Raw genomic sequence first — 5,320 nt, 5'->3', positions numbered from 1 at the left:
ATATTTCTATCTTTAGACGTCATGAGTGCATATTGAGAACGAGAAGGCATAATAAGTCGTGCATCCACATATTAAGGTATTCGTTAAGAGGGTTATTATCTAAATAACTCTCTATAATAAAAAACGACAAACCATCATTGCTAATGATTCATCGTAGAAATAAGGGTGTTCGGGTGAAATATGGCTATAAATTCAAAGTTAAGCATTGAGCCTAAGCTTTACTCAATTTCCGCCTTTATAGTCAAATGCCTATAGAAGCCAATCAATAGGTAGCCATGACATGATGGTCAGCCAAACGTGGTCGCTGATATCGACGCGCGGCTCTGAATCATAAATGACTTTTTTGTCATCCTCCATGGTATGCCATTGTAAATTACCATTTTCTAACAATTTAACTTCATACGCCTGATTCAATAAATCATCACTTAATGCCTCATGCAGCTGCGTGGCAAGCTCATCATCATTGATAATCACGCCCATCTCAGTATTAATATTAGCTGAGCGAGGATCAACATTATATGAGCCAATGAAGACTTGATAGTCATCAACGGCAAATGCTTTGGCGTGTAAGCTGGTTGAAGATTGACTACGAGCTTTCCAAAGTTTATTTTCGCGCTTTTCTTCAGAAGCCGTTGCTTTTAGCTCATAAATCTTGACGCCCGCGCGCAGCAACTTAGGACGCCATTGGCTATAGCCAGAGTGCACCGCAGTCACGTCAGTGGCATCAAACGAGTTGGTTAGAATTTTGATTTCGATACCAGATTCTGCCAACTCTACCAAGGTATTGACCCCGTCTTGGGTTGGTACGAAGTAGGAAGAAATAATGGTCAATTTCTTTGATGGGCTGCCAAGTAAGGTACGCAGCTGATGCACCAAATTGGTGTCTGCTGGTACGCTCTTGGTCAACTTACCGACGTCATCACTTAAGAACTGCATATCCGTCCAGCGAAATGGCACCCGCTTATTGATTAAATCCGTGTCGATAGTAGAGTCTTCAATAGCTGCTTTATAAATCGATAAACTGCCTTTGCTGCTACTCTTCTCATCTGCTTTTAATTTATCAAGCCCTTGTAGGAAATCCGTCGTCTCACCTTTATCAAACGTCGCTAAGGTTTGAATATCAAATGATATCGGCGCTGACCAGTAGCTGGCAAAGCTATTATCAATGTCTGCCACGACTTTACCAATCAACAGCACATCCAAGTCGGCGAACTGGCTGTTTTTATCATTACTTAAGTATTCATCACCGATATTACGCCCACCAATGATGGTGATTTGCTTATCAAAAATCATGCTTTTATTGTGCATACGTCTATTGATACGCGGCAGACCGGTTACAAAGTTTAAAGTTCGAAATTTACGATGCATGAGTGGATTGATGATACGCACAGCAATATTAGGATGACTGGCAAAGCGCAGTAAATGCTGATCGAATTTCGCGTTATTATTAAAATCATCAAGTAATAAACGTACAATCACGCCACGCTCTGCCGCATTCCACAAATCTTTGAGCATCAGCTGACCAGCTTCATCATCGTGCCAAATATAGTACTGTGCATCGATATTGCGCTTCGCCATGTCTGTCAATATACTGCGTGAGGCAAAAGCATTGGCACCGGTCACAATTGGATGGTAGCCTGACAAATCAGGGTGAATCTCACTTTGTTCACTGATGGCGGCAACTAAATCAAGGTTATCAGTGTCTAGAGGAGCAGTTACGCTGCCATTATCAACATTCGTATCATTATTTTCTGGGACGTCTGCTTCTATTTTATCTTGCTTATTATTATCTGGTTGATATAAAGCATCGACACGCGCTGATAGCGCTTGGCTTTCAGGCAAATGTGGCTGCTTTGGCAAGCTTTGGCATCCACTAAGACCTAAGGTGAGACCGAGTGTCAGGCTCAACGATAAGTTGCTGGGTTCTATACTGAACATCGACATAAAAAAAAGTACCTTAGTGAGCCTTTATATAGTAGAAAATGTGCCAAAAAATGGATAGATATTCTTTAGCGGTTTTGCAGATGATAACACTGATTATAAGGCGTATGATAATATCACCGAAGGCAAAGTTTGAATCGCTGCCAAGCTTAGCAGGTGTTGGTATCTGTGCCTATTATAAATACGTTACTTTTATAAAATCCTGATAGTATTAGATGCTGCTCGTATTAGATGTTAGTAGCATAATTTTTAACTTGTCTTTTTAAACCTTCAATTTCTAATAAGTTGAGTATTAGTTGAAGATGAGCAGGTAAGCTTTTACGCCAGCAGTTTGGCAGCAACAGTTTGCATGATATGATAACGTGAATGCGTGATGTTTATAATCAGAAAATAAACGGTATTGTTAATAACAATCAGAGCAATGGAAAATTTATGAGTCAATCGCAACCGCAAAATAAAGACAATATAAATGGCTTGGATGCAAATTGGCGCGATGATGCGCTCAACCTAGAGCTTGACTATGGTATGCAAACCATTGCAGTGCGTGCAGGTCAGCATCGTACTGATGAGGGCGAACACTCAGAAGCTATTTTTACCACCAGCTCTTATGTATATAGCTCAGCAGCTGATGCCGCCGGTCATTTTGATGGTACCAAGACAGGTAATGTCTATTCACGTCATACCAACCCAAGCGTACGTACCTTTGAGCGCCGTTTAGCCGCGCTTGAAAACGGTGAGCGTGCGGTGGCGACAGCCTCCGGTATGGGTGCAATTTTGACCATGTGTTTGGCTTATCTAAAAGCCGGTGACCATTTGCTTGCTGCCAACCAGTTATTTGGCTCATCGATCGGTTTGTTTAATAACTATATGGCAAAGTTTGGCGTGGAAGTCAGTTACGTTGATTGCTTCGACAATGATGCTTGGGCGAATGCCATACAGCCCAATACCAAGGTGATTTATTGCGAAAGCCCCAGCAATCCATTGGCACAGATTTGTGATATTGGCTTTTTAAGCAAGCTATGTAAAGCCAATGATATACTCTTGGTCGTTGACAACTGCTTTGCCACCCCAGCATTGCAGCGTCCGCTTGATTTGGGTGCAGATGTGGTAATTCATTCTGCGACCAAATACTTAGACGGTCAGGGTCGAGTACTTGGCGGCGCGTTAGTCGGTAGCGATAAGCTGATGCAAGAGGCGTTTACAGTCATACGTTCAGGCGGCATCAGCATGAGCCCGTTTAATGCTTGGGTCTTTACCAAAGGACTTGAAACGCTTAAATTACGTATGCAAGCGCATTGTAATAATGCCAATCAAGTAGCAGAGTTTTTGGTTAATCATCCCAATGTCAGCACCGTGCACTTTTCAGGCTTGAGCGACCATCCATCGCATGAACTGACCAAGCGTCAGCATCATATGAAGGACGGCTTTGGAGCAATTATGGGTTTTGAAGTGCAGCCATCAGAGACGCGTGATTCAAAATCTGCCGCATGGCATGTCATTGACTCAACCCAAATGGTCTCTATCACCAACAATTTGGGTGATGCCAAAACCACGATTACCCATCCTGCAACCACCACGCATTTCCGTCTGAGCGCCCAAGAGCGGGCAGAAGCAGGCGTCAAAGATGGCCTTATTCGTTTGTCGGTTGGTCTAGAAGATGTAGAAGATATCATCAAAGATTTGGCGCGTGGTTTAGACAGTTTGTAAAGATAACGGTATAATTGCTATTAGCATTTTATTTTTTATTATCAACACACCCATTATTTATTATTAAAAAACCAAGAGGCAACTATGAATATCCAAGCATTGATGCAACAAGCACAAACCATGCAAAAGAAAGTCGAAGCAAACGTCGAAAATGCTAAAAAAGAGCTTGCTAACAAAGAAGTGCATGCAGAAGCGGGTAGTGGTCTGGTAAAAGTGACCATGACTGGTCGTCATGTGGTCAAGCGCTTGACCATCGATCCAAGCTTATTAGAAGATGAGCCGGATATGATTGAAGACCTTATCGCTGCCGCAATCAATGATGCTGTACGTCAAGCGGATGAGCTATATGAATCAACCATGGCTGGCGCGACATCAGGTATGGGTCTGCCACCAGGTATGCAAGGTATGTTCTAAGTAGTTGGTTTTTAAACGCTAAAGGCAGCATATTAAAGAAAAAATGGGGTTGTTATCGACACGATACGACCCCATTTTTACAGCTATGATTTATAAATAAAGGACATCAATTTGTTGACAGCCAAATTTGATCAGCTGGTCAAACAGCTGCGTAGTTTGCCGGGCGTTGGTCAAAAAAGCGCCCAACGTATGGCGCTGCATCTGCTTACTAAAAAACGCCCACAAGGCATGGCACTCGCCCAAGCACTTGATGAGGCGATGCGTGATATCGTCGAATGCCAGCGTTGCCATAGCTTTAGCGATGATACGATTTGCCCTTTATGCCAAGATCCTAGGCGTGATGATGCGTTGCTGTGTGTGGTTGAGACGGCAGCAGATGTGATGGCGATAGAGCAGACTGCAGGCTATCGCGGTCGTTATTTTGTGCTGGGTGGTCACTTATCACCGATTGATGGTATTAGCGCTGATGATTTAAATATTGAGCAACTGGTTTGGCGTGTCAAGCAAGAGCCTGTTGAAGAGTTGATATTGGCGACTGGCACGACCGTCGAAGGGCAAACCACCGCGCACTTTATCAGTGAGGCAGTCAGCCGTCATGTCAATAAAGTCACGCGTTTAGCACAAGGCGTGCCGATGGGTGGTGAGCTTGAATATCTAGATAGCATGACGCTAGGACAAGCAATGCAAAATCGCTCTTTTTTATAGTGTATTTATAATCATCTTATATGGGCAGGTTTAAATAGAAAAGAGGCGTTAATACCATTAGAACTGCACTGTTCTTAAACTTGAATTCACTATAATATTGAGTTTTGCCCACTTTATTTGATGATATTGTTATAATTGCTTTATTATTATTTTTGTCAATTTTATTAAGACGCGTTTTAGCGTTTTATCTCCTTTTATCAATGCAGGTATCTGCCCGTGTCTAACACTGCTTCAATCGAATCAAACCCTCAAAATACATTTGCTGCTGACGAAGTACACCAGCCAGCCAGTCCCGCCAAATTAGTAGAACTGCCAGTAGAGCCGGATATTGACGCATTATTAGATATCGCTGATGAGGTTGCCATCACTTGGGTACGTCAGCAAAGTGGTTTAGATGAAGTGATTCAGGCGTTAGCGACTTGCGGGCGCGTGGCATTAGATACGGAGTTTATCAAGCGTGATACCTATTATCCGCGCTTGGCACTGGTGCAGCTTAATATTGGTGATCATGTGTATCTATTAGATGCGCCGCAATTGCAATTAGAGGATTTTT

General features: G+C 42.8%; 4 protein-coding genes and 1 pseudogene. 4 read left to right on the top strand and 1 reads right to left on the bottom strand.

The window, feature by feature from the left end; all coding sequences use genetic code 11:
* Positions 1-249 precede the first annotated feature (249 nt).
* A complete protein-coding gene (locus VLN09_RS09920) occupies positions 250-1,944 on the bottom strand; it encodes a phospholipase D family protein (protein ID WP_325246082.1) in 1,695 nt (564 codons plus the stop codon).
* A 429-nt stretch (positions 1,945-2,373) separates the two neighbouring features.
* Between VLN09_RS09920 and VLN09_RS09915 the strand changes: the two genes are divergently transcribed.
* From VLN09_RS09915 to VLN09_RS09900, 4 genes and pseudogenes are all read left to right on the top strand, one after another.
* Positions 2,374-3,648 carry an O-succinylhomoserine sulfhydrylase gene (locus VLN09_RS09915; protein WP_325246080.1) on the top strand — a complete coding sequence of 425 codons (1,275 nt, stop codon included), beginning with the start codon at positions 2,374-2,376 and terminating at the stop codon, positions 3,646-3,648.
* An 84-nt stretch (positions 3,649-3,732) separates the two neighbouring features.
* Positions 3,733-4,062 carry a YbaB/EbfC family nucleoid-associated protein gene (locus tag VLN09_RS09910; protein WP_325246078.1) on the top strand — a complete coding sequence of 110 codons (330 nt, stop codon included), beginning with the start codon at positions 3,733-3,735 and terminating at the stop codon, positions 4,060-4,062.
* A gap of 111 nt (positions 4,063-4,173) precedes the next feature.
* The gene (gene recR, locus VLN09_RS09905; protein WP_325246076.1) at positions 4,174-4,767 is read left to right on the top strand and encodes a recombination mediator RecR; all 594 of its coding nucleotides are present in this window, start codon (positions 4,174-4,176) and stop codon (positions 4,765-4,767) included.
* A 216-nt stretch (positions 4,768-4,983) separates the two neighbouring features.
* A pseudogene (locus VLN09_RS09900) lies at positions 4,984-5,320 on the top strand (ribonuclease D); the annotation flags it as partial.

The sequence above is a fragment of the Psychrobacter sp. genome, from assembly GCF_035469765.1.
In the GTDB taxonomy this organism is placed as follows: Bacteria; Pseudomonadota; Gammaproteobacteria; order Pseudomonadales; family Moraxellaceae; genus Psychrobacter.
Note: the sequence above shows the minus strand (reverse complement) of the source record. Positions and strands in the feature narration are given on the sequence as shown.

Coding starts and splice junctions, on each gene's coding strand:
- VLN09_RS09920 (WP_325246082.1), bottom strand. CDS start 1,944: ATGTCGATGTTCAGTATAGAACCCAGCAACTTATCGTTGAGCCTGACA.
- VLN09_RS09910 (WP_325246078.1), top strand. CDS start 3,733: ATGAATATCCAAGCATTGATGCAACAAGCACAAACCATGCAAAAGAAA.
- VLN09_RS09915 (WP_325246080.1), top strand. CDS start 2,374: ATGAGTCAATCGCAACCGCAAAATAAAGACAATATAAATGGCTTGGAT.